Source organism: Acinetobacter towneri, assembly GCF_017498585.1.
In the GTDB taxonomy this organism is placed as follows: domain Bacteria; phylum Pseudomonadota; class Gammaproteobacteria; order Pseudomonadales; family Moraxellaceae; genus Acinetobacter; species Acinetobacter towneri.
On record NZ_CP071766.1, the window covers coordinates 154,893 to 172,613 of the forward strand.

General features: G+C 42.0%; 20 protein-coding genes and 4 tRNA genes. 16 read left to right on the top strand and 8 right to left on the bottom strand.

What is annotated here, in order from left to right; genetic code table 11:
* Window positions 1-186: 186 nt before the first annotated feature.
* The 4 genes from leuA (at window position 187) to J4G44_RS00670 (ending at window position 4,318) form a co-directional block, all read left to right on the top strand.
* Window positions 187-1,884, top strand: a complete 1,698-nt coding sequence (gene leuA, locus J4G44_RS00655; RefSeq protein WP_131260575.1) for a 2-isopropylmalate synthase — start codon at window positions 187-189, stop codon at window positions 1,882-1,884.
* Between the two features lie 93 nt (window positions 1,885-1,977).
* On the top strand, window positions 1,978-3,138 hold the full coding sequence (gene metX / locus J4G44_RS00660) for a homoserine O-succinyltransferase MetX (RefSeq protein ID WP_180061134.1): 1,161 nt from the start codon (window positions 1,978-1,980) through the stop codon (window positions 3,136-3,138).
* Window positions 3,138-3,731, top strand: a complete 594-nt coding sequence (gene metW / locus J4G44_RS00665; RefSeq protein WP_004974832.1) for a methionine biosynthesis protein MetW — start codon at window positions 3,138-3,140, stop codon at window positions 3,729-3,731. The genes metX and metW overlap by 1 nt, the downstream gene beginning before the upstream one ends.
* Window positions 3,728-4,318: a tetratricopeptide repeat protein gene (locus J4G44_RS00670; protein ID WP_070153255.1), complete on the top strand. Its 591-nt coding sequence runs from the start codon at window positions 3,728-3,730 to the stop codon at window positions 4,316-4,318. Before metW ends, J4G44_RS00670 begins: the two co-directional genes overlap by 4 nt.
* 50 nt (window positions 4,319-4,368) lie before the next feature.
* Here J4G44_RS00670 and J4G44_RS00675 read toward each other — a convergent pair whose 3' ends face one another.
* Window positions 4,369-4,614 (bottom strand): cytoplasmic protein, encoded by a 246-nt coding sequence (locus J4G44_RS00675; protein WP_225530200.1) that lies wholly within the window; start codon window positions 4,612-4,614, stop codon window positions 4,369-4,371.
* Window positions 4,615-4,744: 130 nt separating this feature from the next.
* Between J4G44_RS00675 and rdgB the strand changes: the two genes are divergently transcribed.
* The 5 genes from rdgB to J4G44_RS00700 all read left to right on the top strand — a co-directional run bounded on the left by rdgB (window position 4,745) and on the right by J4G44_RS00700 (window position 9,524).
* Window positions 4,745-5,371 carry an RdgB/HAM1 family non-canonical purine NTP pyrophosphatase gene (rdgB, locus tag J4G44_RS00680; RefSeq protein ID WP_004974822.1) on the top strand — a complete coding sequence of 209 codons (627 nt, stop codon included), beginning with the start codon at window positions 4,745-4,747 and terminating at the stop codon, window positions 5,369-5,371.
* Window positions 5,372-5,540: 169 nt separating this feature from the next.
* Window positions 5,541-5,765: a Sec-independent protein translocase subunit TatA gene (gene tatA, locus J4G44_RS00685; RefSeq protein ID WP_004974820.1), complete on the top strand. Its 225-nt coding sequence runs from the start codon at window positions 5,541-5,543 to the stop codon at window positions 5,763-5,765.
* A gap of 18 nt (window positions 5,766-5,783) precedes the next feature.
* Window positions 5,784-6,254, top strand: coding sequence for a Sec-independent protein translocase protein TatB (gene tatB, locus J4G44_RS00690; RefSeq protein ID WP_167846331.1), 471 nt, complete (start codon window positions 5,784-5,786; stop codon window positions 6,252-6,254).
* Window positions 6,251-7,036 carry a twin-arginine translocase subunit TatC gene (tatC, locus tag J4G44_RS00695; protein WP_004974811.1) on the top strand — a complete coding sequence of 262 codons (786 nt, stop codon included), beginning with the start codon at window positions 6,251-6,253 and terminating at the stop codon, window positions 7,034-7,036. Before tatB ends, tatC begins: the two co-directional genes overlap by 4 nt.
* 172 nt (window positions 7,037-7,208) lie before the next feature.
* Entirely contained in the window at window positions 7,209-9,524 is a 2,316-nt protein-coding gene (locus tag J4G44_RS00700; RefSeq protein WP_207973751.1) for a PhoX family protein, read from the top strand.
* 40 nt (window positions 9,525-9,564) lie between these two features.
* On the opposite strand, the gene J4G44_RS00705 is transcribed toward J4G44_RS00700, so the two are convergent.
* Complete coding sequence (locus tag J4G44_RS00705) at window positions 9,565-10,347, bottom strand: NRDE family protein (RefSeq protein ID WP_004974805.1); 783 nt, start codon at window positions 10,345-10,347, stop codon at window positions 9,565-9,567.
* 93 nt (window positions 10,348-10,440) lie between these two features.
* On the opposite strand from J4G44_RS00705, the gene lgt reads away from it, so the two are divergent.
* From lgt to msrA, 7 genes are all read left to right on the top strand, one after another.
* Complete coding sequence (gene lgt / locus J4G44_RS00710) at window positions 10,441-11,250, top strand: prolipoprotein diacylglyceryl transferase (RefSeq protein ID WP_096901379.1); 810 nt, start codon at window positions 10,441-10,443, stop codon at window positions 11,248-11,250.
* Window positions 11,251-11,361: 111 nt separating this feature from the next.
* Window positions 11,362-11,745 (top strand): AzlD domain-containing protein, encoded by a 384-nt coding sequence (locus J4G44_RS00715; protein ID WP_004974797.1) that lies wholly within the window; start codon window positions 11,362-11,364, stop codon window positions 11,743-11,745.
* Window positions 11,746-11,843: 98 nt separating this feature from the next.
* A complete protein-coding gene (gene thyA, locus J4G44_RS00720) occupies window positions 11,844-12,686 on the top strand; it encodes a thymidylate synthase (protein WP_004974795.1) in 843 nt (280 codons plus the stop codon).
* 91 nt (window positions 12,687-12,777) lie between these two features.
* Complete coding sequence (locus J4G44_RS00725) at window positions 12,778-13,290, top strand: dihydrofolate reductase (RefSeq protein ID WP_004974792.1); 513 nt, start codon at window positions 12,778-12,780, stop codon at window positions 13,288-13,290.
* Window positions 13,291-13,360: 70 nt separating this feature from the next.
* A complete protein-coding gene (locus J4G44_RS00730) occupies window positions 13,361-14,416 on the top strand; it encodes an Lnb N-terminal periplasmic domain-containing protein (RefSeq protein ID WP_207973752.1) in 1,056 nt (351 codons plus the stop codon).
* A gap of 153 nt (window positions 14,417-14,569) precedes the next feature.
* Complete coding sequence (locus J4G44_RS00735) at window positions 14,570-15,037, top strand: META domain-containing protein (RefSeq protein ID WP_004974787.1); 468 nt, start codon at window positions 14,570-14,572, stop codon at window positions 15,035-15,037.
* A gap of 62 nt (window positions 15,038-15,099) precedes the next feature.
* The gene (gene msrA / locus J4G44_RS00740) at window positions 15,100-15,621 is read left to right on the top strand and encodes a peptide-methionine (S)-S-oxide reductase MsrA (protein ID WP_179993955.1); all 522 of its coding nucleotides are present in this window, start codon (window positions 15,100-15,102) and stop codon (window positions 15,619-15,621) included.
* A gap of 71 nt (window positions 15,622-15,692) precedes the next feature.
* Here msrA and J4G44_RS00745 read toward each other — a convergent pair whose 3' ends face one another.
* The 6 genes from J4G44_RS00745 to J4G44_RS00770 form a co-directional block, all read right to left on the bottom strand.
* Window positions 15,693-16,331, bottom strand: a complete 639-nt coding sequence (locus tag J4G44_RS00745) for a fumarylacetoacetate hydrolase family protein (protein WP_154320311.1) — start codon at window positions 16,329-16,331, stop codon at window positions 15,693-15,695.
* Between the two features lie 40 nt (window positions 16,332-16,371).
* A complete protein-coding gene (locus J4G44_RS00750) occupies window positions 16,372-16,869 on the bottom strand; it encodes a YcxB family protein (RefSeq protein WP_096901373.1) in 498 nt (165 codons plus the stop codon).
* A gap of 193 nt (window positions 16,870-17,062) precedes the next feature.
* Window positions 17,063-17,139 (bottom strand) — tRNA-Arg (locus tag J4G44_RS00755).
* A 212-nt stretch (window positions 17,140-17,351) separates the two neighbouring features.
* Window positions 17,352-17,428 (bottom strand) — tRNA-Arg (locus tag J4G44_RS00760).
* A 49-nt stretch (window positions 17,429-17,477) separates the two neighbouring features.
* A tRNA-Arg gene (locus J4G44_RS00765) sits at window positions 17,478-17,554 on the bottom strand.
* A gap of 15 nt (window positions 17,555-17,569) precedes the next feature.
* Window positions 17,570-17,659 (bottom strand) — tRNA-Ser (locus J4G44_RS00770).
* Window positions 17,660-17,721 lie beyond the last annotated feature (62 nt).

The following is a 17,721-nucleotide window of genomic DNA, read 5'->3' on the forward strand; positions in this document are numbered from 1 at the left end:
AACAGGGAATTATTACCCTTGCAGATCGATTAACATACAGATATTGGTTTACAAGTGCCATGATTCTACTTTTAGCGATAGCCTCCTGAAAACAGCTTGTAAATTGATAGAATAGACACAATCTATATTTATAGTAAGTTGCCGTTATCCACGCGATGCAACCGCTACTATTCAAGGAGTTTTCACATGATGTTGGCAGATCCAAGCAAAAAATACCGTCGTATGTACCAGCGTGTCGATTTACCAGACCGCCAATGGCCGAATAACGAAATTACCAAAGCGCCAATTTGGATGAGTACCGACCTACGTGACGGTAACCAAGCGATCTTTGAGCCAATGAACATCGAACAAAAATTCAAAATGTTCCAAATGCTTGTGAAAATTGGTTTTAAACACATCGAAATTGGTTTCCCATCGGCATCTCAAGTTGACTTCGATTTCACCCGTAAATTGATTGAAGAAGGTCATATTCCAGATGACGTGTATATTGAAGTCTTGGTACAGGCGCGTGACCACTTAATTCAACGTACTTTTGAATCTTTACAAGGTGCTAAACGTGCGATTGTGCATATTTATAATGCCAACTCACCAACCTTCCGTAACAAAGTCTTGAATGTTGATGTTGAAGGTGCCAAACAATTGGCAATCAATGCAGCAAGCAAAGTAAAAGAATACGCAGCGAAGCAACCTGAAACAGAATGGGTATTCCAGTACAGCCCAGAATGTTTTACTGCAACTGAGTTGGAAGTGGCTAAAGATGTTTGTGATGCCGTGACTGAAATTTGGGAAGCATCGCCAACCAATAAAGTAATTTTAAACTTGCCTGCAACGGTAGAAGTGTCTACACCAAACGTGTATGCCGACCAAGTGGAATGGATGCACCGCAACATTGCGCGTCGTGATGGCGTGATCATTTCAGTACACTGTCACAATGACCGTGGTTGTGGTATTGCCGCATCTGAATTGGCAATCATGGCAGGTGCAGACCGTGTAGAAGGCTGTGTATTTGGTAATGGTGAACGTACCGGTAACGTAGACGTTGCTGCAATTGCCTTGAACATGTACACCCAAGGTGTTGCACCAGAATTGGATTTCTCGAACATCAACGAAATTATTGCCACAGTTGAAGAATGCACAGGTTTGCCAGTGCATCCACGTCATCCGTATGCAGGTGATTTGGTGTTTACTGCATTCTCTGGTTCACACCAAGATGCGATTAAGAAAGGTTTTGAATTCCAGAAAAACGAAGAAATTTGGGATATGCCTTACTTGCCAATCGACCCGAAAGACTTAGGTCGTGACTATGATGCGGTGATTCGTGTCAACTCACAATCGGGTAAAGGCGGGATAGCTTACTTGTTAGAATCGAACTACAACGTGACTTTACCACGTCGTTTACAAATCGAATTCTCACAAATTGTGCAACAACGTACCGATGAGCAAGGCACTGAAATTAGCGCAAGCGAAATCTGGAACTTGTTTAAAGACACTTACGTTGCAGTAAAAGATGCGCACTATGCGACCAAAAACTACAAACTATCTGATGAAAATGGCAATCAAGTCATTGAGTTAGATGTGGTCGTGAACGGCGAAACGCAACGCTTACGCGGTGAAGGCAATGGCCCAATTTCAGCAATTTTGAATGCACTTCAATTACCAATTGATGTCTTGAATTATGAAGAACGCAGCATTAGCTCTGGCGCACATGCAAAAGCGTTGGCATTGATTGAGTTGCAAGTCAAAGGCACAGGTAAATCTGCCTTTGGTGCAGGGGTACATGACAACATCGTGACCTCATCTATTGATGCAATTATTGCCTGCACCAACCGCTTGATTGAACAAGGCGTATTAAGCACAGATCAAGTAGTTGCAGCAGCAGTATAATCTTGCGCTAACATGTAAAAGCATTTTGAAAAGGATACCCCAAGTGGTATCCTTTTATTTATTCATCCTCAGGATTTAAGGCGAATTATTCCCGTGTCTTTTCCAGCTGACTCAGTAGGTATTGTTGTTCCAGAAAAATTCCAATTTGAAGAACCTTTAGAACTCGAATGCGGTCGTGTTCTGCCCCGCTTTGAACTCATGGTCGAAACTTATGGCACGCTAAATGCCGATAAATCCAATGCGATTCTGATCTGTCATGCACTATCAGGGCATCACCATGCTGCGGGTTATCATCATGCCGATGATAAAAAATCAGGTTGGTGGGATGCCTGTATTGGCCCTGGAAAAGCCATTGATACCAGTCGTTTCTTTGTGGTGGCGCTAAACAATATTGGCGGCTGTAACGGTTCTACTGGCCCCACATCGCCTAACCCTGAAAATGACAACCGTCCTTATGGCCCAGACTTCCCGTTAGTTACGGTGCGAGATTGGGTAAAAACCCAAGCCATGCTGTCTGATCGTTTAGGGATTGAGGTCTGGTATTCGATTATTGGCGGCTCTTTGGGTGGTATGCAGGCCTTGCAGTGGTCGGTAGATTATCCTGACCGTCTGAAAAAATGCGTGATTATTGCCAGTGCACCAAAACTGTCTGCACAAAATATTGCCTTTAACGAAGTCGCACGTCAGTCCATTTTATCTGACCCAGATTTTCATCATGGGCGTTATTTGGAACATGACAGCTATCCAAAACGTGGATTGATTTTGGCACGCATGGTCGGACACATCACCTATTTGTCTGAAGAAGCCATGAAACAGAAATTTGGTCGTGACTTAAAATCTGGCAAGTTTATGTATGGTTTTGATGTCGAATTTCAGGTCGAAAGCTATTTACGCTATCAGGGCGAACAATTTAGCCGTAATTTTGATGCCAATACCTATTTAATTATGACCAAGGCACTGGATTATTTTGATCCTGCACGTGAATACGAGCAATCCTTACAAAAAGCCATGGCGAATACAAAATGCAAATTTTTAGTGGTGTCATTTACCACCGACTGGCGTTTTAGCCCTGAGCGTTCGCAGGAAATTGTGGATGCGCTAATTAGCAATCATAAACCTGTCAGCTATTTAGATATTGATGCCGAACAAGGACACGACTCATTCTTGTTCCCAATTCCACTGTACGTGAAAGCCATGCGTGCGTTCTTAGGTGGAACAGAACATCTTCAAGCAACCCCACAGGAGGCCGTATAATGCGTCTTGATCAGCAACTTGCCGAAAAGTGGATTAAACCCAATTCTAAAGTACTCGATTTGGGTTGTGGCGATGGTGAACTGTTGGCACACATGAGCAAACAGCATAATATTCGTGCATACGGATTAGAAATTGATCAAGAAAAGATTGCAATTGCGATCAGTCGCGGGTTAAATATCATCCAACAAGACTTGAATTTGGGGCTTAGCCGTTTTGCTGACCAGTCTTTTGACTATGTGGTCATGGCACAAGCCTTGCAAGCAGTAGATGCACCTGACGTATTATTAAGAGATATGGTACGTGTGGGTAAACAGGCAATTATTACCTTTCCAAACTTTGCGCATTGGAAGACTCGCTCTTTTCTTGCCTTAAAAGGAAAAATGCCTGTTTCAGATGCATTACCTTATATGTGGTACAACACCCCAAATATTCATTTATGTACGTTTCGTGATTTTGAGGCACTTTGTGCCGAAAATAATATTCGCATCATTAACCGACTTGCCGTGAATGGGAATCAACAAGATAGTTTACTCAGTAAGCATCTGCCTAATTTGTTTGGTGAAGTCGCAATTTATCGAGTGAGCGCTCTATGAAAAAACTATTATTAAGCACCACGCTATTGGTTGGACTGTTGAGCATTCAAGCCCATGCAGATTATGTTTCACCGTCATCTTCTGTAGCGAGCCAAGCGGCTCAATATTCAACTATGGATATTAATGGCTTGATTAAAGCAGCCAAAGCAGGTCAGGCAGGCGCACAATTTTACTTAGCGACGAAATATCAACAAGGTAAAGACGTTCAACAAGACAGCCGTCAAGCGTTTGCTTGGTACAAAGCTGCGGCAGATCAAGGTTTATCGGCTGCGCAATTAAATGTAGGCCGTATGTTGGCGGATGGTATTGGCACGAAAAAAGACGAAGTCTTAGCACGTCAATATTTTGAAAAGGCGGCTAGCCGTGGTGATAACCGTGCCAGCTTTAACCTTGCCATGATGGAAGAACAAAAGAAAAACTATATGGGCGCGTATCAGTGGTATGAGTTATCTACCCGTGATGGCATGCTCGACAATAAAGTAATTTCTTTGTCTGAAGGTAAGAAAACCGCTTTGGCAGCCAACTTAACTCAAGAACAAATTCGTCAAGCACGTGACCGTGCTGACCAATGGATTCAAGCGCAATAAATTTAACTACGTTTGAAGTGATCTCAAAGCACCTTCGGGTGCTTTTTGTTTTATCCGAAATAAACTGCCTGCATGGCCTGTAGCAGTTCAGGACTGAATTCTTCTAGTGCAGCAGAACCTAATACCGCATCTATACCACAATGCGGACAAATTGCGGTTTGCTCATCATCACACCAATCTTCAATTTCGCTATAAGCAAAAGTTTCCAGACAGTAAAAACAGCCAGAACGCTCACTTTGCTGCAATAATGTACGGTGCTGACTCGAATAACGGTAGATCTCTGAAATTTTGCTCATCATGATTCCCCTATTTTTTTATATCTCAGCATAATTGGTATGTATTAAAACAAATCTATCTAAGATTAAACTTTTAAGTCTGCAAAATCCGTTAAAATATCCAAGATTATTTTAAATTAAGATCTGAATTATGGCTGCAACTGATTGGCGCGCTCAAGGTACTTTGGTTTTAGCAAGCAATAACAAGGGAAAAATTGCAGAATTTGAAACCCTGTTTGCGCAATTAGACTTGCCTGTGCAAGTGATTCCGCAAGGTCAACTAAATATTGAAGATGCTGTTGAAGATGGTTTGAGCTTTGTTGAAAATGCCATTTTAAAAGCACGCCATGCCGCAAAAATTTCAGGAAAGCCTGCCATTGCAGATGACTCTGGTTTATGTGTGCCTATTTTAGGCGGCGCACCGGGGATTTATTCTGCACGTTTTGCAGGCGAACATGGCAATGATGCAGCCAACAATGAAAAACTTTTGAATAAACTCAAACCACTACGTCAAGACGGCGCAGCAATTGAAGGTATGTTTGTTTGTGTTTTGGCTTTGGTTGAACATGCCGATGATCCATTACCACAAATTTTCCAAGGTATTTGGAAAGGCGAGATTTTAGCAGAAGCTCGTGGTGAAAATGGTTTTGGCTATGACCCGCTCTTTTGGTTGCCTGAATTGGGAGTGTCGAGCGCAGAAATGTCGAAAGCAGAAAAGAATAAAATCAGTCACCGTGGTCAGGCGATGCAACTGTTTAAAGCAAGTTTACAAGCTTAGATTTAACAGATGTGATTGATCTTACAGCCCGTTTTCAAACACGGGCTGTTTTATTTTCAAGCTTTACAAATCAGGTCAAACATCCCTTGTCGTCAAATCGCAACACATTCGTCACCGCATTGTCATACAGACCTGTTGAGATAGGCTCAACTATTGAGAGGTCTAAATCATGGCAGGATTATCTATTTGGCACGTGCTGATTTTTGCAATTGTGGTCATTTTATTATTTGGTACATCTAAGCTTAAAAACTTAGGTAAAGATGTAGGTGGCGCGGTCAAAGATTTTAAAAAATCAATAAAAGATGATGAGGCAGAAGCGGCGCAACTGAAAGAACCTCGTACGATTGAACATCAAGCCAATAGCAGTGATGTAAATTCGACTGTAAAGCATTAAGGCTGAGGGTTTGAGATTATGCTCAATATTGGAATGACGGAACTGCTGATTTTCGGCATCATTGCATTATTGGTGCTGGGTCCTGAAAAACTCCCTGAAGCAGCGCGTTTTGTCGGCAAGTGGTACGCTAAAATTAAACGTATGGTCAGTAATGTTCAAAATGACATTGACCGCGAATTGCGTTTATCTGAATTACGCGAGCAAATGCAGCAAGAAATGGCGCGTATTCAGGAACTTGAAGCAAAGATGCAAGCACAAATGCATGAAATGCAGCAAGAAAAAATATTTGAAGATATAACTGCAAAAAGCACACATTCCCCGCATGCCGTATCAAAAAATACCTTACAACAGCATCATTACACCTTGGTTTTAAATACTGAAAAAACCTCTGCGGTGTTACTCCCTAAAACTAAAATGACATCACATTCAAATTTATCTGCGCTACAACATACTACAGCGCCCTATACTGAAATGAAGGTTGCAGTATGAGCCAATCAAACGCTTCTGAGCTTTCACATTTGCCTGTGAAGGCAGAGCAAGCCGCATTAGAAGAAATGCCAATTACCAAGCACTTGATGGTGCTGCGTAATCATCTTTTTAAAATTGTAGGGCTTATTCTTGCCTTATTCTTCTGTTTATTGCCCTTTGCCAATAAAACTTATCAAGTATTGTCGGAACCATTACGTGCACAGTTGCCACATACATCAACCATGATTGCGACTGATGTTACCGCAACCTTTATGGCGCCGTTTAAACTAAACTTTTTTGTCGCGCTGTTCATTGCGATGCCATTTATTTTGTATCAGATTTGGGCATTCGTAAAACCAGCGTTATATGAAAAAGAAAAAAGTTTGGCGCTGCCTTTGCTGATCGGCAGTATTTGCTTGTTCTATATCGGAATTAGCTTTGCTTACTTTGTCGCCTTGCCATCCATTCTGCACTTTTTCATTAGCGTTTCCCCTGAAACAGTCGCCCCGATGACCGACATTAATAGCTATCTTACGTTTTGTTTGAAGCTGTTTTTGGTTTTTGGTTTTACCTTTGAGATTCCAATTGTCACACTTTTGCTGATTATGATTGGTGTCGTGTCTACGCAAACTTTGGTTGAAAAACGTCGCTTTATTATTGTTGGCTGTTTTTTTGTGGCCATGTTTGTCACACCGCCAGACGCTTTATCGATGATCATGCTTGCCATTCCGATGTGGATGCTGTTTGAAATTGGTTTGTTTTTTGGCAAATTAATTGAGAAGCGCCGAGTCAGTCACAGCTAATCTAAAATATTGAATTTTAAAAAGAAGCACATGGTTGCTTCTTTTTTTGTGCGTGTAGATCACAACTGAACGGATTTAATCAGTTTGACACATAAGCTTAACCCGCATGTCATGTTTAGCCACTAATTTACATATAACTTTCAAACGACTAAGCAATTTGCTAGGAAAAAAAATGACTGATTTTATGCCTTACAATGAAGATCAAGAGTTAGATAATAACACTTCAGACAATACGCACTTTCGTGACATTCTAGAACAACGCATGAGCCGTCGCAGTTTAATTAAAAAAACTGCAAGCGGTGCAGCAGCTTTAGCTTTAGCTTCTTCTTTATCTGCATGTAGTGATGATGATGAAGATACAAATGTAACACCACCAACAAGTAAAGAAGAACCCAATACCAAGCCTGAAACATTAACATTTAAAGCTGTAGATAAAAATTTAAATGATATTGTTACTGTTCCTGAAGGTTACCAAGCAACTGTATTATATGCTTTAGGTGACTCAATCAATCCTTCTTATAGCAATTGGAATGCAGATGCAGATGTTCCATCTGGCCCAAGTTTCCAATTCCGCTCTGGTGACTGTCACGATGGCATGAGCTATTTTGGCTTAAGTACTAAAACTGGTCGTTATGATGAAAATGCATCAGATCATGGCTTATTGGTTTTGAACCACGAATATATCAACCAAACCTTCTTACATCCAAAAGGCGCAACTAAAAAGGATGGACGTCGCCCAGAAGATGAAGTGATTCGTGAAGTAAATGCACACGGTGTTTCAGTCGTTCATATTAAGAAAAATGCTGAAACTCAAGCTGTAGAGATTGTGAAGTCATCACCATTTAACCGTCGTATTACAGCTTCGACTGTCATGGATTTTGCAGGGCCTGTAGCTGGTTCTCCATTACTGCACACAGCATTCTCTCCCGCTGGTCGTCAAACTCGAGGCACACAAAATAACTGTGGTAATGGTTATACACCATGGGGCACTTATTTAACTGCTGAAGAAAATTTTATTGGTTATTTCCAACGCTCAGGTACAGACCAATACTCAGCCCGTAGTGAAGCTGAAAAAATAGCACTTAAACGCTATGGCTTAGGCTTAGAGATCTCTTATCAAACTGAAAAAAATGCAGACGGTAGTGTTAAACGTGATGCGAAAAACAACATCATTTATATTTTAGATGCTGATGGTAAAAAAATTCCAGAACGCGATGAGCAAGATCGCATCGTGTATTTGAATAAATCTTCACGCTATGGTTGGGAAACAGCAGAAGCTGGTTTTGAATCTCAAGACATGTATGATCGTTGGGCTGCTAACGTAACCAAAGAGTCTGCAACTCAAGACTATCGTAATGCGCCAAATACATTTGGCTGGATTGTAGAAATTGATCCATTCGATAGCCGCTCAAACCCAGTAAAACGTACTGCATTAGGTCGTTTTGCTCACGAAGACTGTCGCGCCAGCCGCGCAATTGAAGGGCAAAAATTTGCATTCTATATGGGCGATGACTCGCGCGGTGAGTACATCTACAAATTTGTATCAGATGCAACATGGGATCCTAAAGATGTGAATGGTGGCTATCGAGCTGGCGACAAATATATGAATTCAGGGAAATTCTATGTCGCTAAATTTAATGCATCAGGCACAGGAGAGTGGATTGAACTGGCTTATGGTAAAAATGGCTTAACCGAAACAAACGCTATTTACCCATTTAGCTCACAAGCGGATGTCCTTACTTTTGCTCGTCTTGCAGCAGATGCTGTAGGAGCTACAAAAATGGATCGTCCAGAATGGGTTGCTGTAAACCCTGAAAATGGTGAAGTGTACGTGACTTTAACCAATAACTCGAACCGTGGTTCAAGCTATGCAACAGATCCTGCAAACCCACGTAACTACACCGATCCTGAAGGTGGTAAAGGTAACGTCAATGGTCATATTATCCGCTTTAAAGAAGAGAATACTGCAGCAACATCATTTGAATGGGATATCTATCTATTTGGTGCTGAAGCAAGTATGGATCCGACAATTAACCTTTCTAATTTAAGCGATGCAAACGACTTCTCAAGTCCAGATGGTATGTGGTTTGACCCACGTGGTGTTCTTTGGATTCAAACAGATGATGGCGCATATACAGATGTTACAAACTGTATGATGTTAGCAGCACTACCTGGTCAAGTTGGTGATGGCGGTGTTGTAAAAACTGTTGGTGATCAAAGTACAATTGCTGGTGCTCAAGTCACCGATAAAAACTTACGTCGCTTCCTTGTTGGGCCAAAAGAATGTGAAATTACAGGTGTAACCATGACACCTGACTACAAAGCAATCTTTATTAACGTTCAGCACCCAGGTGAAGATTCAAAGAGTTTTGATGCGCCAAGCAGCCATTGGCCTGCAACACAAACTGACATGAACAATAAAACTGTACGTCCTCGTTCAGCAACGGTTGTCATCACCCGTAAAGACGGCAAAGCAATTGCTGGATAACATCCATAAATTAAAAATGCCGACATCACGTCGGCATTTTTTATGCCTCAATGTTCAACTGTTGCTGCACAATATCTCCCTTTTGCTCACCATATTGTGTTTTTTCCAGCCATGTAAATTGCTGCGCCTGCATACGTAAAAAATTGGAACAACGTGTACCGTAAAGTGGACTTTGAATAAAAGTCGATGACAACAACGCTTCCATCTCCAATGAAATCCCTGTTTGCGGTAACAATTCAGATGCAACTTTGCGTTCATCTTGCAAAATATCCCACGCCGCAGCATTTAGCTCTGCCGTTGCAAGATCAGGCAATTGCAGCATCGGTAAAAACTCCTGCGTAAAGCGTTTGCGTAAGCGTGCAGTTTTCTCCCAAGGGTCACTCATCAATCCATTCGACACCACATAAACGCCTTTAGCTAAAACCTGCGGCGCTTCTCCACGGTTACTCATGTACACCGCTTGAGTGGTGTCACCCACAAATAAATTAAAACCTGCATATTCACATTGCTGTTTTTCTAAGGCTTGCGCAAAACGGATAGGCGTTTGCTCAGATTCTAAAAAAGCCTGAATAATATGCCCACGTGAAGTTGGATATTCACGAACATCATTCGCATCACGATAATTGGTAATCACAGCCCAGCGTCCCGATGGGGTAATGCCCATCCACGTACCGCCCGATTCTAAATCTTGCCCTGCAACAATTGGACTATCAGACCATGCTGCCAGTGCTGCTGTCGGACGCCGATAGAACTCATCTCGATTTGAAATCAAACACAGTGGTGTGTCTGTCAAGACCTGCCAAGCCAATGCCACAATACACATAATTTAAACTCTTGATCTTTACACATTGAATGTACAACATTTTTCATCACATTCAGCTAAAATCTGTGCAAAACAGAATCACAAGGAACAGGAATGCTCACCTATCCAAATATTGACCCCGTTGCTATTTCGCTCGGGCCTTTACAAGTCCATTGGTATGGCTTGATGTATTTACTGGCATTTTTATTTGCATGGGGTTTGGCAACTTACCGTGCCAAACAACGTGGCTGGACACCAGACATGGTTTCCGACCTGATCTTTTACGGCGCTTTGGGCGTGGTGATTGGTGGACGTGTCGGTTATGTGTTTTTCTACGGCTTTGAACAATTTTTGGAAAATCCACTGTGGTTATTCCAAGTCTGGACAGGCGGCATGAGTTTCCATGGCGGCTTTCTGGGCGTGATTTTAGCCATGCTGTTCTGGTGTAAAAAATACAAAATGACGTGGTTTCAAACTTTGGATTTTATTGCCCCATGTGTACCTACAGGTCTAATGTTTGGTCGTATTGGTAACTTTATTGGTGGTGAATTATATGGTCGCCCTGTGACCGATCCGAATTTTGCTTTGGGGATGATTTTCCCGACCGATCCTTTACAATTGGTACGTCATCCATCGCAATTGTATCAAGCCTTATGTGAAGGTCTAATCCTGTTTATTGTACTGTGGTGGTTTAGTTCAAAGCCACGTCCACGCATGGCAGTGTCTGCCCTATTCCTGATTGGTTATGGTTTGGCGCGCTTTGTTGTCGAATTTTTCCGCGAACCCGATCATGGTCAGCTCTTTATTGCATGGATGAGTAAGGGACAATTCCTGAGCTTACCAATGATTTTGGTCGGTTTCTGGATGATGTGGTATGCCTATCAAAAGAAAATTTATGATTGGGGGCCGCAAAAAAACAGCTAAGCTACTACCCATTTAAATGCAGGTTTCATCCATTCAGGCGAAGTCAATCTTCGCCTTTTTTATGCTACAGTGCTATCTATTACTTACACTTTTCAGACATCAATATCTCACATGCTTGAATTTTGGTTTAACCCACAGGTTGCGGTCACAAAGAAAATTGCCCTGCTGATGGTGATCGCGCTGGTCACTGCAGCGGTATACTTCTTAGAACCCTTAAAGCTCGATGCGATTTTAATGTTTCTGGCCACAGGTATTGTTTTTTTAATTTGTCGTTACTGCAAAATTCATTTTACTGCACAACATCCCACAGGTTGGTTGGCACGACTATTGACTTGGATTCCACTGGCGTTGTTACTCGCAATAATTTTCATGCAGATTCAACACGGTGAAATTTTACTGTCGGGCGCTCAAGGCATTGGCTTTACCGCTTTGGCTATTTGCCTGTTTTCGCCGTTGGCTTTATTGCATCAACATCACGCTTCCGACACACAATAAAGTCACAACTTTAAAAACTCTGCTATTATTCTTTCTGATTTACTGGGCATCGAATTGCCCAAACAAAAAATATTTCTTTTGCTTGACCAGAGAACGCTATGCGCCAGTATTTAGACCTACTCCAACATATTCTTGACCATGGTGGCGACAAAGGTGACCGTACCGGAACAGGCACACGTTCAGTGTTTGGGCACCAAATGCGTTTTAACCTTGCACAAGGTTTTCCACTGCTGACTACCAAAAAAGTACATTTCCGTTCTATCGTAATTGAGCTGTTATGGTTTTTAAAAGGCGATACCAACGTCAAATATCTACAAGAACATAAAGTCAGTATTTGGGATGAATGGTCTACCGCAGAACAAACCGCGCGCTTTGGTCGTCCTGAAGGTGAACTTGGCCCAGTGTACGGACATCAATGGCGTAATTTTGGTGCAACACAAAAAGCCGATGGTCTGTATGAGCAAGATGGTTTTGACCAAATTGCATGGTTAATCAATGAAATTAAAACCAATCCAAATTCACGGCGTTTAATCGTGTCAGGCTGGAACCCGAAAGAAGCAGGTCAAGTTGCTTTACCGCCTTGCCATACTTTATTCCAGTTTTTTGTGCACAACGGCAAACTCTCATGCCAGCTATATCAACGCAGTGCCGATGTGTTTTTAGGCGTGCCTTTTAATATTGCCAGCTATGCTTTACTAACCCACATGATCGCGCAAGTCTGTGATTTAGAAGTCGGAGATTTTGTCTGGACAGGTGGCGATACGCATTTATATGCCAACCACTTTGAACAGGCACAGTTACAGCTAAGCCGTGAACCACTGGCGTTATGTCAGTTAAAACTCAATCCTGAAATCAAAGATATTTTCGATTTTAAATTTGAAGATATTGAAATTGTAGGCTATGAGTCACATCCTGCAATTAAAGCACCTGTCGCTGTTTAATTGCCTGTTGCTAGATTTAGCATCTCAACATTTAAATTGCCCCAACGTCCCCAAAAGATGCTTGGCAGACTAAGAAAATACGAGCCTAATTATGTCATTTCAAAATTTAGAAGTTGTACACGTAGTCGCTATGGATCAACAACGCTGCATTGGTCAGGGTAACCAATTGCCGTGGCATATTTCGGCAGACTTAAAACACTTCAAAGAAATCACCCAAGGTGGCGTGGTGATTATGGGACGCAAAACCTTGGAGTCGATGGGACGCACCCTGCCTAAACGTGTCAATTGGGTGATTACCCGCGACCCAAACTGGGCATTTGAAGGCACAAAAGTGGCGCATAGCATTGAAGATGCCTTGCAACAAGCCGTTGCCGATGTTCAAGCCTCAGAAAAACCAAACACTTTATTTATTATTGGTGGTGGTGAAATTTTTAGCCAAACTATGCCGATTGCTGACCGTTTGGAACTGACGCATATTGAACTAGATGTTCAGGGAGATGCGCATTATCCTGCCATTCCTGCCGAGTTTAAAAAAGTGGCCTCAGAACAGCATGTCGATGAAAAATCAGGGATTGCCTTTGAGTTTGCCCGCTATCAAAAATAATGCTGACAGCCTTGGCAATATTTGATTATGATGACTTAAACGGAATTTAACTTTGCCTCAGGAATGGCGGATGCTGCATTTCATCTTCAGTTTAGGTGTCGTTCTTTCTTCTATTTGGCTCAGTATGGCCTTGTGGATTCATCAGCCTTTGGGTTGGTTAATGAGCCGTGTGCTGATTGGGACTTGGCTAGCCTTCACCCTCAGCATTTTGGGCATTTATATCACTCAGCATTTGCTCAGTCGCAATCAGGATATTTTGGTTTATCTTTTGGGTTTTACCTTGGGGCTGTTTTGGTATTTTGGGATGGATGCCAAGCAAGACCGTGACTGGAACCCTGAAGTAGCCCGTATGCTGCATTATGAACAAGTACAAGATCAGGTCACGCTGCACAATGTCCGCAATTTTGACTGGCATGCCGATGGTCGCTATACCGAACGTTGGGAAACCCGCCAATTTAACCTGAAACAGATTACGGGGGTGAATATCATCACCTCTTACTGGATGGGGCCAAAAATTGCGCATACCTTAGTCAGTTTTGACTTTGCCGATCAAGCGCCACTCGCCTTTTCCATTGAAATTCGCAAAGAAAAACACGAAGAGTTTTCTGCGATTGGTGGCTTCTTTCGGCAATATGAACTCAGCCTTGTCGCTGCCGATGAAAAAGATATCATCTACACCCGCAGCAATATTCGGGGTGAGCAAGTTTATTTTTTCCCGATCCAGCTCAATCCACAAGAAGCACAAGCACTGTTTCAGGAATATCTGCATAAAGCCGATGCTTTAGCCGCCAAAGCGCATTGGTATAATACGTTGACCAGTAATTGCACCACGCTGCTGTTTGACATGATTCAGGCAGTATCTCAAAAACGTTTCCCTGCCGACTATCGTCTGTTTGCTTCGGGTTATTTACCCAATTATTTATATGATTTGCATGCGCTGGATCATCGTTGGGATATGCAAACTTGGTATCAACGTGCCCACATTAACCCACGTGTGGAAAACTTAAAAGATATCCACAGCCAAGACTTTTCCGCGCTCATTCGACAAGGCGTGCAGCTCGATTCTTCAGCAAACATCAGCACGCCTTATTCGCATCCGACTTATCAGAACAAAGTGCTGCCCTGACCTATTTTGGTCATTTTGCGCAGATACAATCAATTCAGAGAAAAAACCACACCATATCTTGGAAAAAGTTGCAGCAAACATACAAATTTAACTAGAGCCACGGCGCATAATTTGTTTAGATAGCAACAATTTCAAAAAATTAGAGATCATTCCATGCTAAAAAAATACTTCGGGATCACCTTATTGGGTGCAATGATTGCTTTATCAGGATGTGAAACTATGCCAACTCAAACGAGTGCAAGCCAAATTAGCGCAATCAATCAAGCCAACTTAGTACAACGTACATGGACTGCTACGCAATTGGGCAACAGCATGTTAAAAACAGAAGCAAACCGCCAAAACTTGCCATATTTAAACTTTGATGCCGCCACACAAACAGTCACAGGTTCAGATAGTTGTAACCGACTCAGCGGTAGTTATGTCGCAGGACGTGACACCCTACAATTGGGGCAATTGGCAACCACGCGAATGGCTTGCTTAAATAACAACAACTTAGATCAGAAATTTCATGAAGCCCTAAATAAAGTGACGCATTATCAGGTCTATGGTAAAACCCTGAAATTGCTAGATCGCCATGGAAATTTACTGATTCAATTTGAAACACCAACGGCTGCACGTTAACGGCTAAGCCTAATAATAGACAGGCTTAAAATGGTTTATTCATAAAATATAAGGACAAAATCATGCAACAAGCATTGTTTGGTGGCGGATGTTTCTGGTGTGTCGAAGCCGTATTTTTACAACTGCAAGGCGTAGAAAAAGTCACCAGCGGTTATGCAGGTGGACATACCTTAAACCCAAGCTATGAAGATATTTGCCGTGGCGACAGCGGACATGCAGAAGTCATTTTGATTGATTTTGATGAGCAGCAGATCAGCTATTCACAATTACTTGAGGTGTTTTTTGCCACACACGACCCAACCACATTAAACCGTCAGGGCAATGATGTCGGCACACAATACCGCTCTGTGATTTATTATTTAGATGCTACACAGCAACAAGCTGCCGCCGAGATGATTGCAGCCTTACAAGCTGAAGCTGTGAATGTTGTGACTGAACTCAGTGCAGCACCTGAATTTTACCCTGCAGAAGACTATCATCAGAATTTCTTTGCCAAAAATCCAAATCAGGGCTACTGCAATTTTTCCATTCCACCGAAACTGAATAAATTACGCAGTAAATTTCAGCATTTACTGAAAGTATAACCATTGGATTTAAAAGCAAGTACAAAACGGTGATACTCATCTTTTGATGACATCACCGTTTACACCACTATTTATTTTACAAAAGTCGTCCAGACAAATGCCTGAGTACGTCCTTGTAAGGTCATCTTCAACTGATCGCCCGACTGTAATGCTGCCACCCCTGCAGGTGTACCAGTCATTACCACATCACCAGGTTCTAAACTAAATACTTGGCTAATATCTGCCAACAATGCCGCAATATCAAAAATCAATAAACTGGTATCGCCTTGCTGACGTAATTCATCATTAATGTCCAAACGATATTGCACGTTTTTCCAGTCCTGAATTTCCGATACATCCACCCAATCTGCCAACACACAAGAACCGTCAAACGCTTTGGCTCGTTCCCACGGCTGTCCTTTTTTCTTAAGTTCATCCTGCAATTCACGCAAAGTTAAATCCAAGCCCAAAGTCACTGCACTTACAGCATCCAATACTTTGGCAGGATCTGTGTCTGCATTTAAAGGCTGGTCAATGCGTAAACTCAATTCACATTCATAGTGACAATTGCCCCAGACCTTATTCCACGTAATCCCATCACTTAAACTGCGTAAACTGCTTGGCGGTTTAATAAATAACACAGGATGATCAGGTACAGCATTACCTAATTCTTTGGCATGGTCTGCATAACTGCGACCGACACAGACAATTTTAGATGGACGTGTACTCATGATCATCCTCGAATAACTCGTAAATTGGGAAAATTAGAACTTACTTTTTAAAAGTATTTTCAAAAACCGTTTGTTCTGCAGGCAGATTAAATGCACGTTTCGGTACAATCACCACTGTACGATTTTTTAATTCCAGCATATAGGTGAGTTTACCCACAGCGAAATTTTGCACCTCGTTATAATGAAATACCTGTTTACGACCATTGGCATACAGCTCGGCATAGTCCTGAAATAAATCAATGCCTTGCTCGCTTTTTCCAAATTGGTATTTTACAAACTGGCGTTTAAACATCATTGGCAAAAACCAATAACGCATTAAAGTTTGCAAGATTAAAAAGAAAGCACCGAGTGCAACATAATAGCGACCTACCCCATCGAAGCCCAAATAAAAGCCCCAAGCAATAATCGCCACACTAATCAACGGTGTAATAAAACGGGTAAATTGTTTTTTACCAAAAGTCGCAAGGGCAAAGCCGTCTTGAGATTCTTCTAAATTTAAAAAATAGCGCAAAGACAATGCTGGCTGCGTGTCAGACATAAGCTCATCATCAAGTCATTCAAATTGAGCTAAATCTTACACTAGATTGAGCACTTTCCTTATTTTTTTCGTGTTTATTCGCTCAAAGCCAGACGTAAAACAATGGTCATGCTTTTGACACAGAAATTTCATCATTTTTAGATAGTGTAGATGCAAAAAAACCGCATCAAAAGTGCGGTTTTTTATTTCAAGTTGGTGCGCTCAGAGAGATTCGAACTCCCGACCCCTTAGTTCGTAGCCAAGTGCTCTATCCAGCTGAGCTATGAGCGCGACGACTTGATGGGGTGCATTATACGTGTTTTTTTCTGGCTGTTAAGTATTAATTCATCATTTTGCAATCAAATGCACAGATATTGGACGATTCAAAAGAATTTTAACGTAAAACCATGAGTACGCTATTCTTTTTAATAAACTGATTATTGTTTGAGTTTACTAAATTTCAGGCACAAAAAAACCGCATTTAAGCGGTTGATTGTTCAAGTTGGTGCGCTCAGAGAGATTCGAACTCCCGACCCCTTAGTTCGTAGCCAAGTGCTCTATCCAGCTGAGCTATGAGCGCATTACTTGTGTGCCAATTTAGGCGATACGTTACTGTTCGGTTTACTTATTGGTGCGCTCAGAGAGATTCGAACTCCCGACCCCTTAGTTCGTAGCCAAGTGCTCTATCCAGCTGAGCTATGAGCGCGACATAAGTAAAGCGTGGCGGTGAGAGAGGGATTCGAACCCTCGATACAGTTACCCGTATGCGTCCTTAGCAGGGACGTGGTTTCAGCCACTCACCCATCTCACCGTAACGTGCCGCCATAATACAAATTAAGTGCTAGCACTGCAAGCTTCGATACCACAATTTTT